General features: G+C 71.2%; 11 protein-coding genes and 1 pseudogene. 4 read left to right on the forward strand and 8 right to left on the reverse strand.

Annotated features, from left to right (window positions below):
* Positions 1-7: 7 nt before the first annotated feature.
* The 3 genes from ACIBAF_RS29050 to ACIBAF_RS29060 are packed head-to-tail and all read right to left on the reverse strand — an operon-like array spanning position 8 to position 6,278.
* A complete protein-coding gene (locus ACIBAF_RS29050) occupies positions 8-2,602 on the reverse strand; it encodes a LamG-like jellyroll fold domain-containing protein (protein ID WP_399466917.1) in 2,595 nt (864 codons plus the stop codon).
* Positions 2,599-2,748: a hypothetical protein gene (locus ACIBAF_RS29055; RefSeq protein WP_399466918.1), complete on the reverse strand. Its 150-nt coding sequence runs from the start codon at positions 2,746-2,748 to the stop codon at positions 2,599-2,601. The genes ACIBAF_RS29050 and ACIBAF_RS29055 overlap by 4 nt, the downstream gene beginning before the upstream one ends.
* Complete coding sequence (locus ACIBAF_RS29060; protein ID WP_399466920.1) at positions 2,745-6,278, reverse strand: hypothetical protein; 3,534 nt, start codon at positions 6,276-6,278, stop codon at positions 2,745-2,747. The genes ACIBAF_RS29055 and ACIBAF_RS29060 overlap by 4 nt, the downstream gene beginning before the upstream one ends.
* A 922-nt stretch (positions 6,279-7,200) precedes the next feature.
* Between ACIBAF_RS29060 and ACIBAF_RS29065 the strand changes: the two genes are divergently transcribed.
* Positions 7,201-10,257 (forward strand): ATP-binding protein, encoded by a 3,057-nt coding sequence (locus ACIBAF_RS29065; protein ID WP_399466922.1) that lies wholly within the window; start codon positions 7,201-7,203, stop codon positions 10,255-10,257.
* An 18-nt stretch (positions 10,258-10,275) separates the two neighbouring features.
* Positions 10,276-10,416, forward strand: a pseudogene (locus tag ACIBAF_RS29070) (FMN-binding protein); the annotation flags it as partial.
* An 18-nt stretch (positions 10,417-10,434) separates the two neighbouring features.
* On the opposite strand, the gene ACIBAF_RS29075 reads toward ACIBAF_RS29070, so the two are convergent.
* Positions 10,435-11,193 (reverse strand): hypothetical protein, encoded by a 759-nt coding sequence (locus ACIBAF_RS29075; protein ID WP_399466924.1) that lies wholly within the window; start codon positions 11,191-11,193, stop codon positions 10,435-10,437.
* Between the two features lie 82 nt (positions 11,194-11,275).
* Positions 11,276-11,881, reverse strand: coding sequence for an RNA polymerase sigma factor (locus ACIBAF_RS29080; protein WP_399466925.1), 606 nt, complete (start codon positions 11,879-11,881; stop codon positions 11,276-11,278).
* A gap of 347 nt (positions 11,882-12,228) precedes the next feature.
* On the opposite strand from ACIBAF_RS29080, the gene ACIBAF_RS29085 reads away from it, so the two are divergent.
* Complete coding sequence (locus tag ACIBAF_RS29085; protein WP_399466926.1) at positions 12,229-13,023, forward strand: lysostaphin resistance A-like protein; 795 nt, start codon at positions 12,229-12,231, stop codon at positions 13,021-13,023.
* 17 nt (positions 13,024-13,040) lie between these two features.
* Here ACIBAF_RS29085 and ACIBAF_RS29090 read toward each other — a convergent pair whose 3' ends face one another.
* Positions 13,041-13,439: a VOC family protein gene (locus tag ACIBAF_RS29090; RefSeq protein WP_399466927.1), complete on the reverse strand. Its 399-nt coding sequence runs from the start codon at positions 13,437-13,439 to the stop codon at positions 13,041-13,043.
* 93 nt (positions 13,440-13,532) lie between these two features.
* Here ACIBAF_RS29090 and ACIBAF_RS29095 point away from each other — a divergent pair, with 93 nt between their 5' ends.
* Complete coding sequence (locus tag ACIBAF_RS29095; protein ID WP_399466928.1) at positions 13,533-14,522, forward strand: helix-turn-helix transcriptional regulator; 990 nt, start codon at positions 13,533-13,535, stop codon at positions 14,520-14,522.
* A 165-nt stretch (positions 14,523-14,687) separates the two neighbouring features.
* On the opposite strand, the gene ACIBAF_RS29100 is transcribed toward ACIBAF_RS29095, so the two are convergent.
* Both ACIBAF_RS29100 and ACIBAF_RS29105 read right to left on the reverse strand, forming a co-directional pair.
* Complete coding sequence (locus tag ACIBAF_RS29100; RefSeq protein WP_399466929.1) at positions 14,688-15,194, reverse strand: hypothetical protein; 507 nt, start codon at positions 15,192-15,194, stop codon at positions 14,688-14,690.
* Positions 15,191-15,772, reverse strand: coding sequence for an RNA polymerase sigma factor (locus ACIBAF_RS29105; protein WP_399466930.1), 582 nt, complete (start codon positions 15,770-15,772; stop codon positions 15,191-15,193). Before ACIBAF_RS29105 ends, ACIBAF_RS29100 begins: the two co-directional genes overlap by 4 nt.
* Positions 15,773-16,107: the final 335 nt, after the last annotated feature.

The following is a 16,107-nucleotide window of genomic DNA, read 5'->3' on the forward strand; positions in this document are numbered from 1 at the left end:
GGTCACCTCATCCCGGGAAAGAGATCTGCCAGCGTCCTTGGGTCACCCGCTCGCCCTTGGAGGCCCAGGTGGCCATGGCACGCCGGTTGTCGCCGATGAAGTTGAAGCCGGCGAAGGCGTATTCGTCGTGCACCACGTTCCGCAGGTCGAACTGGAGCTGTCCGGACGCCAGTTTCTGCAGGATCTGCAGTTCGCCGGAGCCGATGGTGACGTCTCCGATCCGCAGGCCGTTCAGCACCGCGGTGTTGGCGTACACGTCGACGAGACCGTCGCTGTTGAGGTCGCCCGTCTTGAACATGAGCCCTTCGGGCCTGCCCTCGATGCGGTGCCAGAAGTGGTTGCCGTGGTGGAAGCGCAGCGAGGGGTAGGCCGCGCCGACGTTGCTGTCCTGGAACAGCTCCAGGTGCAGGGTCTTCCCGGAGACGGTGTCGGCCGTCCCGCTCTGCCGCCGCAGCTGAAGGTGCCCGGCGCCGGTGTCGGTCACCAGCGGCGTGTTCGCGGCCGTCCCGCTGCGCAGGCCGTTCACGACGGCGACGTTCGCGTACACGTCGCTGAGACCGTCGCTGTTGAGATCGCCGGTCTTGAACATGAGCCCTTCGGGCCTGCCCTCGATGCGGTGCCAGAAGACGCCGGCGTGATGGAAGCGCAGCGCGGGGTAGGTCGGGTTCGGGCTGTTGTCCTGGAACAGTTCGAGATAGAGCTGCTTGCCGCCGCCCGCGTTCGGCTCTCTGCGCAGTTGCAGGTGGGAGGAGTCGGCACTCACGGTGAGCCGGGCGCCCGGCGTCGTGGTGCCGATGCCGACGTTGTTGTTGAGCGGGTTGACGGCCAGCGGTTTCGAGCCGTGCGACTGCACCCAGCTGTAGTCCTGGTGGTAACCGAGCCGCAGGTTCGACTGGTTGGTGGGGCCGAGGACCAGCGTGTTTCCGTTCGCGTCCTGGTTGGCGTTGACGATGTGCAGCTTGGCCTGGGGGGCGACGGTGCCGACACCGGTGTTCACGGGGCCGTACAGCAGCGGCGACTTCTCGGCGAACAGCGTCACCGAGCCGTCCTGATATCCCGGTACGTTGCGGTAGCCGATGACGATCGGAGCCTGGCCTAGTGATGCAACCGCGATCACCTGGGACAGGGTCACCACCAGCGTCCCGTCGGGCCCGAACGCAGTGGCCGACCGGGGGGTCAGCGTCCATTCGACACGCTGCCCGAGTCTCTCCGAGGCGATCGCCCAGTCGGAACCGACCCCGTTCGCCCGCAGACCGCCCAGCGCCGCGCCCGCCGCCGCGGCCGCGTTCACCAGCGCCCACTCGTGGGTCTCGCCGGCCTCCTGAAGGTCGTACGAGAGGGTGAACGAGGCGCCGGCCAGGGAGAGCGCGGTGTCCCGCGACCGGTTGGCGATCCGGAAACTCAGGGTGTTCGGTGTGACGCCGTCGCTCAGTACCCGGTTTCCGCCGACGAACCCGATGGTGAGAGGGATGTCACGGCGGCCCCGCCGGTTGACGATGTCGAGGAACGCGGTGCGCTGCCCGGTCAGTTCGCTCTGCTCACCCGCGTACCGCATCCGCTGGTGCGTCAGCTCGACCCGGGTGCCTCGGGTTCCGCGGCTCCCGTCGGCCGTCAGCCCCTGCAGCGACAGGTCGAAGGACGCGCCCCGCCCGATGACCATGGACTTGGGCGCCCCCAGGTACAGCACCGTTCCGCCGGTCGCCGGGTCCGGGGCCCGTAGCAGCGCCCACCCGGAGGTGGCGACGGCCGGTTCGGGCGGGACCGTGATGGTTCCCGGGCGCAGCCGCAGCGCGACGTGGTACTCGGTGGCCGACACGGGGCCCGTCAGGGTCCGGAGTTCAATGTCCTGGCGGGAGGTGTTGGTGAGCCGCAGGGTCATCGGCTGCCCTGCGGGGGCGTCGTCGATGAACAGCACCGGCTGCTGGTCCACGTCGAGCAGGGCGAAGTCCAGCGGATGCGCCCGTACGAACGCGGCCAGCGACGCCTCGTCGTCGGCCATGTCCCGCTGGATCTCGGCCTGGCTGAGCGCGTTGTCGTAGATCCGTACGTGGGCCAGCAGCCCGGTGTACCGGCCCGTCCCGTCCGTGCCGACCAGCAGCGGGCTCTGGGCGGCGGCCCGGTCGCCGGCGAACGCGTACTCGCTCGCCTTGACCCCGTCGACGTAGATACGGGCGGTGTGCCCGTCGTTGACGCATGCCACGTGGTGCCACGTGTCCGTCGGTACGGCCCCGGGCGCGGTGGCGTGACCGTCGCCGGCCTTCGCCGTGGTGTCGAACCGGTGCCTGAGGGTGCCGTCCGCGTCGAGTGCGACGGCGAAGTCGCCCTTCGCCTTCGCCACGATGCCCACCTGTTTGGCCCTCTTGGCCGACGGGTTGACCCATGCCTCGACCGTGTACGAGCCGAGTCGCAGCAGCGGTGTGTCGGCGCCGCTGACCTGGACGGTGGTGCCGTCGAACGCCAGCACGCTGCCGAACCGGTCGTCGGGGCGTGTCCCCGGTTGCCCGGAGACGGTACCGGCCAGATGGTTGTCGGAGCTGTCCGTGACCTGGTTCTTCGAGGTCAGGGCGTCCAGGTGCCAGTGCAGCACCAGGTTGGCCGTCATTCCGCGGTTCCGTCCTGGGACTCGGCGGACTTCTCCGCCTGCTGGTGGATCTTGGTTATCAGTTCGTACACCTGCGCGTACGGCTGGTTGCCGAGCGCCTCCAGAAGGAGGTTCGTCTCGGCGAGCGTCAGCTCAAGGGTGATCATCGGGCTCCTTGGTCGGTCTGTGGGTCGGACACGGGACGCAGCGTCAGCCAGCCTTCGCGCAGGGTCGCCCGGGCCGGGAACCGTGCGTCGGGGCGCGGCGGATCGGCCTGTTCCACCTCGCCGGTCTGTCCCCGCTCCTGCCAGGACCAGGCGTAACCGGGCTCGTCCGGCAGCGGTACGGCGATCCGGTCCGCGTCGGTGAGGACCGGCGCGGTGCGGAAGCTGATGGCCATGCCTTCCAGCGCGTCCCGGAACATCCCGGACGGGATCCGCAGCGAACGGGTCGGCAGGATCCCCGCCGTCGCGTGCACCGTGCCCCGCGGGTCGATCAGCATGGTCAGGTGCTGCGGAGGCGCGTCGAGTGCCTGGACCAGCGGGTCCGCGTCGGAACGTACGTCGTGCCAGAGGGGGCCGAGGCGCTGCGCCGAGTCCTCCAGCCAGAACCCGAGGACTCCGTCGTCGAGGACCTGGTGCTCGCCGATCCTGACCGGGAAGCGGACCGACGGGAAGTCGTTGGTCTCCCGGTGGGTGCGGCCCATGTCCTGCCGGAAGACGTTCCAGTCCTGGTGGGTGGCCGGACGGCCCATCAGCTCCAGCGACACCCGCGCGCGGACCACCGCCAGCGGCCGGCCCATCAGCACGGACCGGCCCCGGTGCTGGGCGTAGTCCTCCGGCTCGATGTACTCAAGGGTGGTGTCCAGGTCCTCCAGGAACGTGCCCAGAACCGTCAGCCTGGTGTCGCGCAGACGCTGCACCACCGCCCGCAGACGGGAGTTGGCGATCGCCTCGATCGGGCCGGAGGCGCCTCCGGGAAGTTCCCGCCACTGGGCGAACTGCGGCTGCTCGGGGTCCGGCAGGGCGAGCAGTTTGCCGAGTGCCGAACCGTCGGCGGCGTACACCGCGAGACCGGCGTCGAGGTGGTCGGGTACCAGCCAGCCGCAGATCGGGGAGGTGTCCGGCAGACCGTTGGTCTGCCGGACGTCGTCCTCCGCGTCGAGCCACTCGAACGACAGCTGTGCGGGCTGGGCCAGCCGGGGCGGCAGCGCCACCCAGTCCGGGTGCTCGGGCATCCGCAACTGTGTGGTGGTCCGGATCCGGCTGACATCGACGTCCTGGGCGGTGCCGAAGTTGTCCAGCATCCGCAGCCGCAGTACCCGCAGCGCACCGGCGCGGATCGGGTTGAAGCCGCTGAGCGGCTGTGGCGCGTGCCGGGTCTCCGCTCCCACCGCCTGCGCGAGGTCGGCGGCGAACCGCTGGTGGTCGGGGAAGCCCAGCGGATCGGCCACGGGAAGCTGCCGGGTGAGCTTGCGCATCAGCAGGGCGTCGTTGAATCCGCTCAGGACGGCTGACAGGTTGCTGTCCTCGTGCTCCGCGAGATGCCGGTAGACACGGACCAGCAGGGCCAGCCGCTGGTCCGTCCCGTGGGAGTCGGACCAGTCGAGCACGGGGGCAGGGTCGGAAAGGAACGCCTCACGGGTCACCTTCGGCTGCCCCGACGCGTTGTACAGCGGCAGCAGGGCGCCCTGCAGGTAGCGCAGCACCCGGGAGGACAGCAGGGGCCGGGCCCCCGGTGAGAGGATCGTCGTACCGGTGTAGACGTTGGCGCCCTTGTCCGGTATCTGCCGGATCGGCTGAAGTTCCACGTCACGGGGCGGCAGGACGTAGTTGCCGGTGACGAAGTCCTCGCTGTAGCTGCGGTCACGCGGGTCGTTGTTGTTGCCGACCGTCGCGGGGAAGAACTCCACTTCCCACTCCAGCACCGTGGGATGCCAGGGCGCGCCGGTCCACTCGGTGACCGCGAAGTTCGGCACCGGCAGCTCCGCCACCGCGGCGACGGCACTCGCCCGCAGGGCCCGCACGGCTTTCGGCGTGCTCAGGTCCGGGTGGCCCTCGGCGGACAGGGCGCACTCCAGCAGCCCCTGCGGGTGCAGCGCCCCGTCCTGGCCGTGGCGGTCACCGGGAGTGGCCGCCTGCCCGGTGAGCAGCACCACGGGATCATTGGGGAGTTGGTACGACGGTGCGGGAATCTCGTGCAGGACGAAGGTGCTGCGGGCGCGCAGGGCGACGGCGTTGAAATCCTTCAGAGAGATGTCGACGGCCTTGCGCGCGTCGCGCAGCCGCTGGGCCAGGAGCTCGGCCCTGCCGGAGTCCTGGTCGAGCAGGCCCATCGTGCGTCGGAGAAAGAACGCCACCTGGTCCTGGTTCGGATACGAGTCCACCAGGGCGTCGTACGGATAGGCGCAGAGCTGGTACTTGTACCAGTCCGCGAACAACTGCTCCCGTGCCGAGGTCAGTTGGTGGCGCGTCCGGTCCACCTCGGCCTGGGCGACGTTCAGCAGATTCAGCAGGTCGCTCAACGCGTGGGGCACGGTGAGCCGTTCGCGTGCCTGCTTGTCCTCGGCGCTGATCTTCTCGGTGTCGTCCTGCCGCCGGAGTGTCCACAGGATGCCGGAGGGCACGTCGTGGAAGGTGGCGGAGTGCCGGGACTCGCTCAGGCCGAAGCCGAGGTCGAGCGGCTTCGACTCCAGTTCGTCCGCGAAGGCCAGCGCCTCCAGGAGTTCTTCCACCTGGTCGGCAGGCACAGCGGGCAGGACGCTTCCGAGGTGTGCGGACAGCGCCTCGGTGGCGGTGTTCCCCACGCAGACGCCGGTCTCGTCGTCCGCGTCGGACAGCAGTGGACTCGGCTCGATGCCGGTGGCCGCGAAGGTCAGTTGTGCGTAGCAGACCACCCGGCCCGGCGGCGGGGCGTCGGGGCCGGCCGAGGACGCCGTCCAGCCGAACCGCAGTCGGGCCGCCTCCTGCCAACTCCGCGCGTCCGGCGCCGCTGAGCCGTCACCCAGCGCGGCGGCGGGATCCTGGCCGTGGTCGTCGAACCAGCCGAGCACCTCGTAGCGCAGGCCCTTCGGCGGGGCGCCCGGGTAGTCCGGGTCGTGGAAGCCGAAGACGCTGTGGCAGTTGGCGTACTGCGCCGCGAAGGTGGGCTCCCCGTATCCGACCGCGGTCAGCTCGGGGAGATACCGCGAGCGGTCGGTGGAGCGGCTCCAGACGTCGAGCGGCAACCTCCGGCCGAGCCGCTTGTACGGCCGGCCCGCTCCGGGTACCGGATAGAGGATGGCGGCGGGATTGTCGTCGGACAGGTAGTCGCTCTCGACGACCCACTCCTCCTCCACCTTCCCGTCCCTGCTCCGGGTCACCAGCCAGCGGTTCGGCACCGCCGGGACGGCGGTGGTGCCGTCCGCGCGCTGGACCATCCGGGTCAGGCCGTCGGGCAGCGCCCAGTGAAGATGGACGCCGGCCCTGAGCCGGAAGTCCTCGTCCTGGAAGGGGGTCCGCACCATGATCTCGCTGACGTACGGGAGATCCCCGTTCTGATCCAGACCGGTGGCCGTGTCGCGGTAGGGGAGCCGGCTGAAGTCGTTGTCCGGTCCCCGCACGTCAAGATCGTCGGTCAGGCACAGCGCGTCGAGGTGGACCGGTACGACCAACGATCCGCCAACGCTCACCGGTCTTCCGCCGATGAGGTCGGACATGCGACGGCTATCCCTTGCGACACGGTTCCCCCAAGTCCAGCTGCTGGTCGAACGGTGTCTCTCCCAGCTCAGCGAGCGTCACCGTAATCGGCAAGCAGCCGTGTTTAGAGCGCAGTTGACGGGAAGCGGCAGTACTGGAGACGGCGTGTTCCGGGCCTCCCCACGGGAACTCGGGCCGACGCGTGCCTTCACGACTGTGCGACCGCAACGACCGTAGGAAAAGGGGCTGTCCGGCTCGCTGGAGGCTGCTGTCGGGACGAGAGCCGGCAGCTCGCCGCAGCTGCTCCAGCAGCGGGATCACCACGTGAGTTCCTCGTGAACGCCGACGCGATCGAGCGCGACGAGAGCCTTGGACAGGGCCTTGGGCGGGACCATGGGCAGGGCCGTCGTTCCTGGCGTGGTGAAGTTCCCCCTTCGCACAACGAGGGCGGTCCGATCCCTGTCCCTCGGGCGGACCGCCGCCTCCGCTCCGGCCGGCGTGGGCGATGGGGACCGGCTCCGGCACCGGAAGGTTCCCGCGCGGTCCTTCCGGTGATCCGTCCCGTTGTTCTTCCTGGTGCCCCCGTCCGCCTCCGTGCTCTTCAGACCGACCGCCGACCGCCTTGGAGGCGGTCCGGGGGCGCCGAGGCGTTCGTCGGCGGATCACCCGTGTTCTTCCGGCGAGGCGCCTGTCGGCCGCACTCCCCGTCCGGGTTCCGGCCGGCGGACGGCAGCAGCGTCGCCCACGTCCACCCCACCAGCACCTCGTCGACCCGCCCGGTCGAAAGGGAGGACTGCCTGCAAGCAGTGATCGACTGTGAGTACCATCCGCTGAACGGCGAGGCGTAGAAGTCCTCGCCCGGATGCTTCGGGCAGACCCCGAAGGGGATCGTCCCGTGAGGCGGGGCGGTGGGGGGCGGGGGAGTTGGCGACGTTCGGTGAGATGCTGTTGGTCTTTCGCCGGGCCGCGGGGTTGACACAGGAGGAGCTGGCCGAGGCCGCCGGGATGGCGGCCCGGTCCATCCGGGATCTGGAGCGCGGCCGGCGGGCGCGTCCGCAGCGCCGCACGGCGCAGCTGCTGGTGTCGGCGCTGGGGCTGGGTGACGCCGACGCCGCCGCGTTGCTCGCGGCGGGCCGCCCCGGCCGGCGGACGATTCCTCCTGCCGACGACGGCACGGCGCCGTCCGGCCTGCTCGGTCGTCAGGACCAGCTGCTGGTCCTGGAGCGTGCGGCCGGCGAGGCACGGGCGGGCCGGGGCGGCGTGGTGCTGGTACGGGCGGGCGCGGGGATGGGGAAGACCGCGCTGCTGGATACGTGGGCGGGCGCCCAGCAGCCACGGGAGATCCTGGTGCTGTCCGCGAGCGGGGCGGAGCTGGAGCAGGGCTTCGCCTTCGCGGTGCTGCGGCAGCTGGTCGAGCCTTTGCTGGCCCGAGCCGGTGACGAGGAGCGGGCGCGGTTGTTGTCGGGTCCGGCGGAGTTGGCGTCGCACGCGCTGCGGGTGGAGGGGACCGGTGAGTTGTCGCCCGAGGCGTCTGTGGGCCTTCTGCACAGTCTGTACTGGCTGATGGTGCATGTCGCCGACGAGGGGCCGGTCGCCCTGGTGGTCGATGACGTGCACTGGGCGGATGCCCCGTCGGTGCGGTGGATCGAGTACCTGGCGCGACGTCTGCGGGGTCTGCCGCTGCTGCTGGTGCTGGCGGGGCGGCCGGACAACGGGGCCGGGGTCGAGCCGATGCTGGAGCGGATCGTCGGACAGCCGTACTGCCGTCCGGTCGACCTGCCCGGGCTGGACATCGACAGTGTGACCCACCTGGTGCGGGCGAGCCTGGGGCCCGGCGAACCACGGTTCGTCGCCGCGTGTGCCTCGGCCACCGAGAGCAACCCGCTGCTGCTGCACGAGTTGCTGCGGACCCTGGCCGACAACCAGGTCGGGGCCACCGACGATCAGGCCCATCTGGTGGAGGAGTTCCGGGGCCGGATCCTGGCCGGAACCGTGGTCAAGCGGCTGGCCGACGAGCCGGAGCCGGTCCTTTGCCTGGCGCGGGCCCTGGTGGTGCTGGGGGACGAGGCCCCCTGGAAGGTCGCGGCCGAGCTGGCGGGGCTGGGCGAGTCGACGGCACGGGAGCTCGGCGGCAGGCTGCGGCAGATCGGTGTGCTGGCGCCGGGTGAGCCGGTGCGGTTCGGGCATGCGCTGGTCCGCACTGCTGTCGCCGAAGCCGTCCTGGGGCCGGTGGAACTGGCCGCCGGTCACGCGCGGGCAGCCGAACTGCTGCGGAGCGACGGCGCGGCCGACGATCTGGTGGCGGCCCATCTGCTGCTGGCCGAACCGGGCGGTGAGAGCTGGTGGGTGGACACCCTGCGGGAGGCGGCGCGCGCGACTCGTGGCCGAGGGGCTCCGGAGGTCACCGCCGCCTATGTGCGCCGGGCTCTGCGCGAGCCGGTGTCCGTCGAAGAGCGTGGTCCCTTGCTGCTGGAGTTGGGCAAGGACGAGATACAGATCGATGTCGGCGCGGCCAGGCACCACCTGACGCAGGCCTCGAAGGCGTTAGCCGACCCCTACGCGCTGGCCGAGGCGGCCTCTCTGCTGGCCAGCGCGCTGTTCCTCAGCCATGAGCACGAGCGCGCCGTCGATGTCCTCGCCCGTGCGGTGGACGATCTGGGGCAGACCGACGACGGCATCGGCCTCGCTCGTGAGGTGTCGTGGTTCCTTCAGGCGCAGATGCTGTTGATCGGTTACGACCAGCTGTCCACGCTCCCCGCCGCACGCCGGCACGCGCGACGGCTGTGGGACCACAAGCTGGCTGGTGACACCCCTGGTGAGTGCATGGTCCTGGCCGCGCTGTCCGCCTCGGCCACCACAGGGGAGGCCAATGCCCAGGTGGCCAACGACCTCCTGGACCGGGCCCTGCGAGGCGGCCTGGTCGCGGCGGACGCGTCCCACATGCTCGTGGCCCTCGCCGGGCTGGCCTTCGTGACCACCGACCGGCTCGACGACGCGGTCGCGCTGTTCGACCGCATCGGCGACATGGGCGGTCGATGGGGCTCGTTCTTGATGGTCTCGTCCGCGATGACCTGGCAGCTGCTCGTTCAGGCCCGCCGTGGCCGACTGCTCCCGCTCACCGCTGACTTCGGACACCCCGCCACCACGGCCGACCAGGGCTTGGAGCCTCGGGTCAGGCTGGCGATGACAACCCAGGTGGGCGAGTCGTTCATCGAGCGGTGCGACCTGACCTCGGCGACGGCGGTGCTCACCGCGGACGCCGACTTCGACCGGGTGGGCTGGACCTGGCAGGGCCCGGCGCTCCTCGCGCGCAGCCGCCTGCACGCGGCGCGGGGCAATCCGTCCGCCGCCCTCGCCGTCCTGCATGAGTACGGCGCGGAGGAGAACCGGGCACGGGTCATGAACCTGACCGGGGTGCCGTGGCGGTCGCGGGCGGCCTTGCTGCACCTCACGCTCGGCCAGCGGACGGACGCGCTCCAACTGGCCACCGAGGAACTGGAGCTGGCCCACCAGTGGGGCACCGAGCGAGCGATCGGGATGGCCTCACGCTGTCTGGGCGTCATCCACGGCGGACGCAGAGGACAGGCCCTCCTGCGCGAGGCCGTGGCCCTGCTGAAACGGTCCCCCGCCCGACTGGAACTGGCCCGCGCCCACTACGGGCTGGGAACCGCCCTCATGCGCGGCGGCGAGGCCGACGAGGCCCGCCAGGCCCTCACCCAGGCGCTCCACCTCGCGGACACCTGCGGCAGCGTCCTGCTGGCCGGCCAGGTACGCGGAGCACTCGCCACGGCAGGAGTGCGCCCGAAACCGGCACCCCCGGCGCCCCCGAGCGTCTCCCCGACCGAACACCGGCTGGTCGAGCTGCTCCGCGCAGGTCACAGTGACCGTCAGATCGCCCAGGCCCTGCTCCTGACCCCGCACGACGTGACCGGACTGATCGAGCAAGCAGGCCGCAAACTGGGGGTGACCAGCAGGGCGGAGCTGGCGTCCCCGGCCTAGGGTCTGCCGTGAAAGTGGAACTCGACGGCCGTCCCCGAGCTCAACCAGGAGACGCTGCAAGCGCAGAGCGCGCGCATCGACACGGTGTCCGGCGCCACATACACCAGCGCGGGCTACAGACAGTCCCTGCAGAGCGCCCTGGACCAGGCCGGCGTCTGAACACATCAACCTGAGGCACTACCTGCGCTTGCCGTTGTCCTGGCCGGCGTTCGCCTGGCCGTTTCCGGACGTGCTTGCGCCGGAGGGGCCGTTGGAGTTCGCGGCAGCCTTGCCGGAGTTGCCCGCGCCGGTCGACCTGCTCGGTGTGGCCGTCGCGGCGGCCAGTTGCTCGGCGCAGTAGGCGGTGACCCTGTCCTCGCCCCCGGCGGCCGCGACGAGTTGCCGCCACGCCGTCGCGTCGAGCGCCTTGCCGTGGCCCTGGACCTGCTCGTAGGCGCGGCAGTGGGCTTCGGTGTCCTGGGCGCGGCTGGGTCCGGCTGTCGGCCGTGCACTGCCGACGGACGGCGACGAGGTGGCGCCGTCCGACCGGTCAGGGGCGACCGCCGAGGGGTGCGTGCTGACCGGGCCGCCGCCGGCGTCGTCGGTGGAGGAGCCGGTGGAACCGATGGCCGCGACCGCCACACCGCCCAGGGCGACACCGGCGAACGCCACGCCGAACGTCAGCTTCAGCGGGCGTCTGCGCCGCCGCTGCGCCGCCGATCGCCAGTCGTCCCCGCGCCGGGTGCGTGCCCGGTGCGCGCCTGCGGTGCGAGCGGTCCGGAAGGCGTCCACGGCCTGCTGTTCGGCCCCGGGCGCGAGCTCGTCGGCGCGTAGCGCGGCGGCGAGGAGTGTTTCCAGGGCGTCCGTGTGCCGCACGCCGGTAGGGCCGGACAGGACACCACCGGACGGCACATGCTGACGGCCTGGTACTCCTTCGCCGCTCAGCCGCTCGCCCATGTCCGTTTCCGTCCCTGTCCGACCGTTTGGTTCGGTGTGCTGGATCTGATGAATTTCCGTCGACAACTGCCACAACTGTCGTTCATTTCGACTCCCCCAGCGTGCGGGAGGCCTCATCCGTCACTCTCGCCTCCGCCTCGCCGCCGATGCCGAGCTGAGCGGCGAGGCGTTTCAGGCCCCGGTGGGCGGCCGTGCGCACCGCTCCCGGGCGCTTGCCCAGGACTCGTGCGGCGGCGGGTCCGTCCAGGCCGACGACGACCCGCAGGAGCACGGCCTCGGCCTGGTCCCGCGGCAGGCCACGGACCAGGTCCAGGGCCCGCTCGGTGGAGATGGACTCCAGGGCCTCCTCATGGCTGTCGTGCGGGCCGGCAAGACTCAGTGCGTCCTGGACGATCCCGCCCGCCTGCGGCCGCACGCGCCGTCGGCGCAGATGGTCCAGCGCCCGGTGCCGGGCGATGGTCGCGGTCCAGCCGCGGAAGCCGGGCCCGTCGCCCTGGAAACGTCCGATGTCGCGGGCTATCTCCAACCAGGCGTCGGATGCCACGTCCTCCGCGTCGGCGCCGACGATGCCGTGGAGGTAGCCGAGCAGGCCCGGCTGCACGATCCGGTAGGCGACCGCGAAGGCGGCCTCGTCGCCCTCCTGGGCCCGCGCGACCGCCGCGCCCAGTTCCCCGTCGTACTCCTGCACACGCCGGGGTTGCCGTACCTGGCCCGGGGTGACGTTTCCCGGAGGTCGCGCGCTGGAGGAGTAGGCCGGGCTCGGTACCGCCGCAGGCGGAGGCGACCGTCCGCCGACGTCGGCACCACAGCCCGGCCAGGGCCACTCTCCGTACCGTTCTTGTTCTCCCCCCCCCGTGAGCGGTACGGAGAGGGGCCGGCCGGCCGGGATCCCGGCCGGCGCACATGAGCCTGGTCATCGGGCTCGCCGTCGTGGCCACCGCCGACTACTGGCAGCCGAGGCGCTCAAGGAACAGAACCCGCCGTGTTTGTGAAGGCGCAGGGCGGTGAGAGGGCGTCCGCGGCTACGCTCGCCGCGTGATACCCCGGTGGAAAAGCCACGTAGGCCGCCATCCCCTGTGGGGTGCCGTCGAGTTCACGCTCGGCTGGCATGTGGTGCTGGTGCTGCTCGCCAAGGTGATCCTTCCTCCCCTGGCCCCGTCCTGGTTTCCCGACCTGGGAGCCACCGTGGTCAACGCGCTTTGCTTCGCGGGCGTCTGGTTCGTCCTGCGGCGGTGGGGATGGCTGCGCGCGAGTGGGGTCGCCGTGCTCGGAGAACTGCGGCGTTGGTGGCTGGCCCTGCCGATGCTCGTCGTGGCCTGCGCGTACGCCGTGGCAGGCCTTGAGGGAAGTACGACCTTGCTGGTCAGCGGCATGGTCTCGCTGCTGTGGGTGAGCATCGACGAGGAGATCTACAGTCGCGGCCTCGTACAGCAGGTCCTCACCCCGCTCGGCCCGATGCGGGCGGCGATCGGCGTCGGTTTCCTGTTCGGCGCCGGCCACGTCCAGAACTACCTGTTCCTCGGCGCCCCGTTGGATGACACGCTGTGGCAGATGCTGTCCGCCGGCCTGTTCGGCTTCACCTGCGTGGGGCTGCGGTACGCGATCGGCTCGGTCTGGCCGATGGTCGCCGTCCACGGGCTGGACGACTTCTTCCAGATCCGCTCGCCGGGCTCGGCCCCGGACTGGTGGCAGGTGTCCGTGTACGTCTTCCACGCCGCATACGGCGCGTGGCTGCTGCGCCACTACGGCACGGGGGGCGCCCTGCCGACGCGGGGCGTCGTCCGCGCGGACCCCGGCGAGCGCCCCGAACAGGCCGGAGCGCTCGACTGACAACCAGCCGCGTGGCGTCAGCGTGCGAACTTTTCGATGGCCGCCGAGGTGACGGGGGTGAAGAAGTTGACGAGGTTGCCGTCGGGGTCGCGGAACAGCAGCGACCGGTTGCCCCAGGGCATCGTGGTGGGCCCGGCGACGAAGTCGGTGACGAAGCCGGTCAGGTTCTGGTGAACGCGGTCCACGTCGTCGACGAGGAACTCGGTGATCACGCTGTGGTTGTCCGCCGGGCGGGCAGAGCCCGGGGCGAACAGCGGGACGGTGCGGGTGCCGGCGATCGCGAGGGTGGCGCCCGCGGTCCTGAGTTCGGCGAAGTCCTCGGTGGCCCACGTCGCCCGCGCCCCGGTGGCGCGCTCGTAGAACTCGACGAGGCGTGCGACGTCGCTGGTGATGATGCGGATCGAGACGAAGTCCATGGGGATCTCCTTGGCTGTGCTGGAGGCGTGCACGTCGCAGGCTAGGAGAAATAGTGGACAGAATCGGTCCTGTATTCGCGTTAGGCTGCGAACATGCCTCGACCCACCGGCCGCGTGCTGACACTCCTGGAGCTGCTGCAGTCGGGCGGCACCCGGACTGTGGCCGAGCTCGCCGACCGTCTCGGCGTCGAAGGGCGCACGGTGCGGCGGTATGTGGACCAGCTGATCGACCTGGACGTGCCCGTGGAGTCGGTGCGCGGCCGCTACGGCGGCTACCGGCTGGCTCCCGGGTACCGCCTGCCTCCGCTCATGCTCACCGACGACGAGGCGCTGGCCGTGCTGCTCGGCCTGGTCGCCGGCCGCCGGGCAGGGCTGACGACGACGGAGCGCACGGCAAACGAGACGGCGTCGGCAAAGATCCGGCGGGTGCTGCCCCAGCACATCGCCCGCCGGCTCGACAGCCTCCTGGAAGCTCTCGCCTTCACGGATCAGCCCGGCGAGTCGGATCACCCGGACGCCGGGCTCCTGCTCACCCTCGCCGACGCGGTGCGCCACCGTCGGCCGGTCTCGATCCGCTACACCGACCGCGACGGCCGGCGCAGCGAGCGCACACTGCACGCGTACGGGATCGTCGCCCATGCGGGCCGGTGGTACGTCACGGGCAAGGACGCCCAGGTCGGCGAGGACCGAACCTTTCGGCTCGACCGCATCGCGGACGCGCGGACCCTGCCCGGCTCATTCGAAGCGCCCGCAGGACCCGGTCCGGCACAGCGCGTGTTGTCGGGATTCGCCACGGCCGAGTACCGGCATGAGGTGACCTTGCGGATCCACGGGACAGCCGAGCAGATCCGCGCCCACCTCCCCGCCGGCGTCGCGAGCCTGGCGGAGCACGAGCCCGCGGCCGGCCAGGACCCGGCGGCCGAGCACTGGCTGCGCGTCGAGCTGCGGGCGCAGCGGCTCGACTGGTTGCCTCGGACACTCGCCTCACTCGACCGGCCGTTCGTCATCGAGCGCCCCGCTGAGCTGCGCGAGCTCGTCATCGCGCTCGCCGATCGCCTCACGTCCCACGCCCGCCAAGCCTGACAGTGAGGAACCACTGTCATGAGACGGCACACCTAGCGGTTGATCCCAGGGCCTCGGCAGCCCCCGGCGCCCCCGGCGCCCCCGGCGCCCCCGGCGCCCTCGACAGGGCGTCGGGGTCCCGTCTCTAGTGGTGTGGTGGGGGTCGCCCTCCTGTGGCGTCGGTGGTCAACCCGTCGGTTCCATGGGCCGGCGGTCCGGTGGGTAGCGGAGGGCGGTGCGGTGCTGGGCTCGGGCGATCATGCGGTGGCCGCGGGCCGTGCCGAGGGGGCGCAGGGCGCGTTGGGCCGGGCCCGCCCAGCCCTGGCGCAGTCCGCCGAGGACCGCGAAGCGGGTGCCGGCGCCCTCCGGGACGGCCGCCATGCCGCCGACCACGCACCCGCTCTGCATCAGGCACCAGCCCGGTTGCAGCAGGACGTCGAACCGGGCGCTGTGCCCGAACGGGCCGTAGGCCCAGGCGCTGCTTCGGGTCGGCGTCGTGGGCGACGTGCGGAACGCGCGCAAGGTCGGAAGCAGGTGGGGGAGTTCGCCCTCGAGGTCGCTCACCACCGCCCACACGTCGGCGAAGGGCAGGTCCAGGTGGGCGTCGGCGTACATGGCGGCGTTCAGGCCCGCGGCCAGGACGCGCAGTCGGCGTACGGGGTCGAGCTCGGTGACAGGCCAGTCGTCGGTCATCGTGCCCACGCCTTTCGGAAGTTGTGACGGGCACGGTGCAGCCGGGACTTCACCGTGCCACGGGAAACGTTCAGCAGCCGGCTCGCCGAACTCTCGTCGAGTCCTTCCAGCTCGCGCAGGACCAGCACCGCGCGGTGCTCGCTCGGCAGGCGGCGCAGCACGTCGCGTACGTCGGCGGCGATCTCGGGACCGCTGTCGCGGCCGCCGGAGAAGGCGAGGTCGGCGAACTCGCCGACCGGCGTCTCGTGTTCGGTGCGCCGGGCGATACGGACCGCCTCCCGGACGGTGATGGTGCGGACCCACGCGTACAGGGCACGCGGGTCCTTCAGCCGGGGCAGTCCCTGGAAGACCGCGATGAGCGACTCCTGCACCGCGTCGGCGCTGTCGGTCAGCGCGATGGGGCGGCAGAGCCTGCTGACGTAGGGCGTGAGCAGGTCGAGCAGATCATTGAGGGCCATCAGGTCGCCCGACTGCGCGGCCCGTACGAGGGGGGCCGCGGCGTTCCACGGGTCCTCCTCCTGGGACGGCGGCCGGGGGACCGGTTCACGCCTGAGCGTGCCGATGTCGGTCGGGTTCATCCACGGTTCTCCTCCCTCAACTGCCCTGCTTGGGGGTGTCCTCGGCATCCTGAGGTCGATGCCGAGTCTCAGATGGACAGAGGTGAGGCAGTGGGCTGGTACTCCTTGCGGACCGCAACTGGCTTCAAATGATGGTTCCGAGGGAGTGTTCCGGCCTCGGGTGGTCTCTCTATGGCATGAGGAGACAGCTTCGCCACCGTCGTGGGCCGACCGGGCGCCGGCCGGTGGACGGTGGACGGCGTCGGGCGCGCACGGACGACAGGAAGGGTGGTTGACAATTGATCCTTTGACGATGCCGGTCGCGTCCTGATCCCCGCGCACGAAACTCCCGGGAT

Source organism: Streptomyces sp. NPDC051677, assembly GCF_044453465.1.
Classification (GTDB): domain Bacteria; phylum Actinomycetota; class Actinomycetes; order Streptomycetales; family Streptomycetaceae; genus Streptomyces.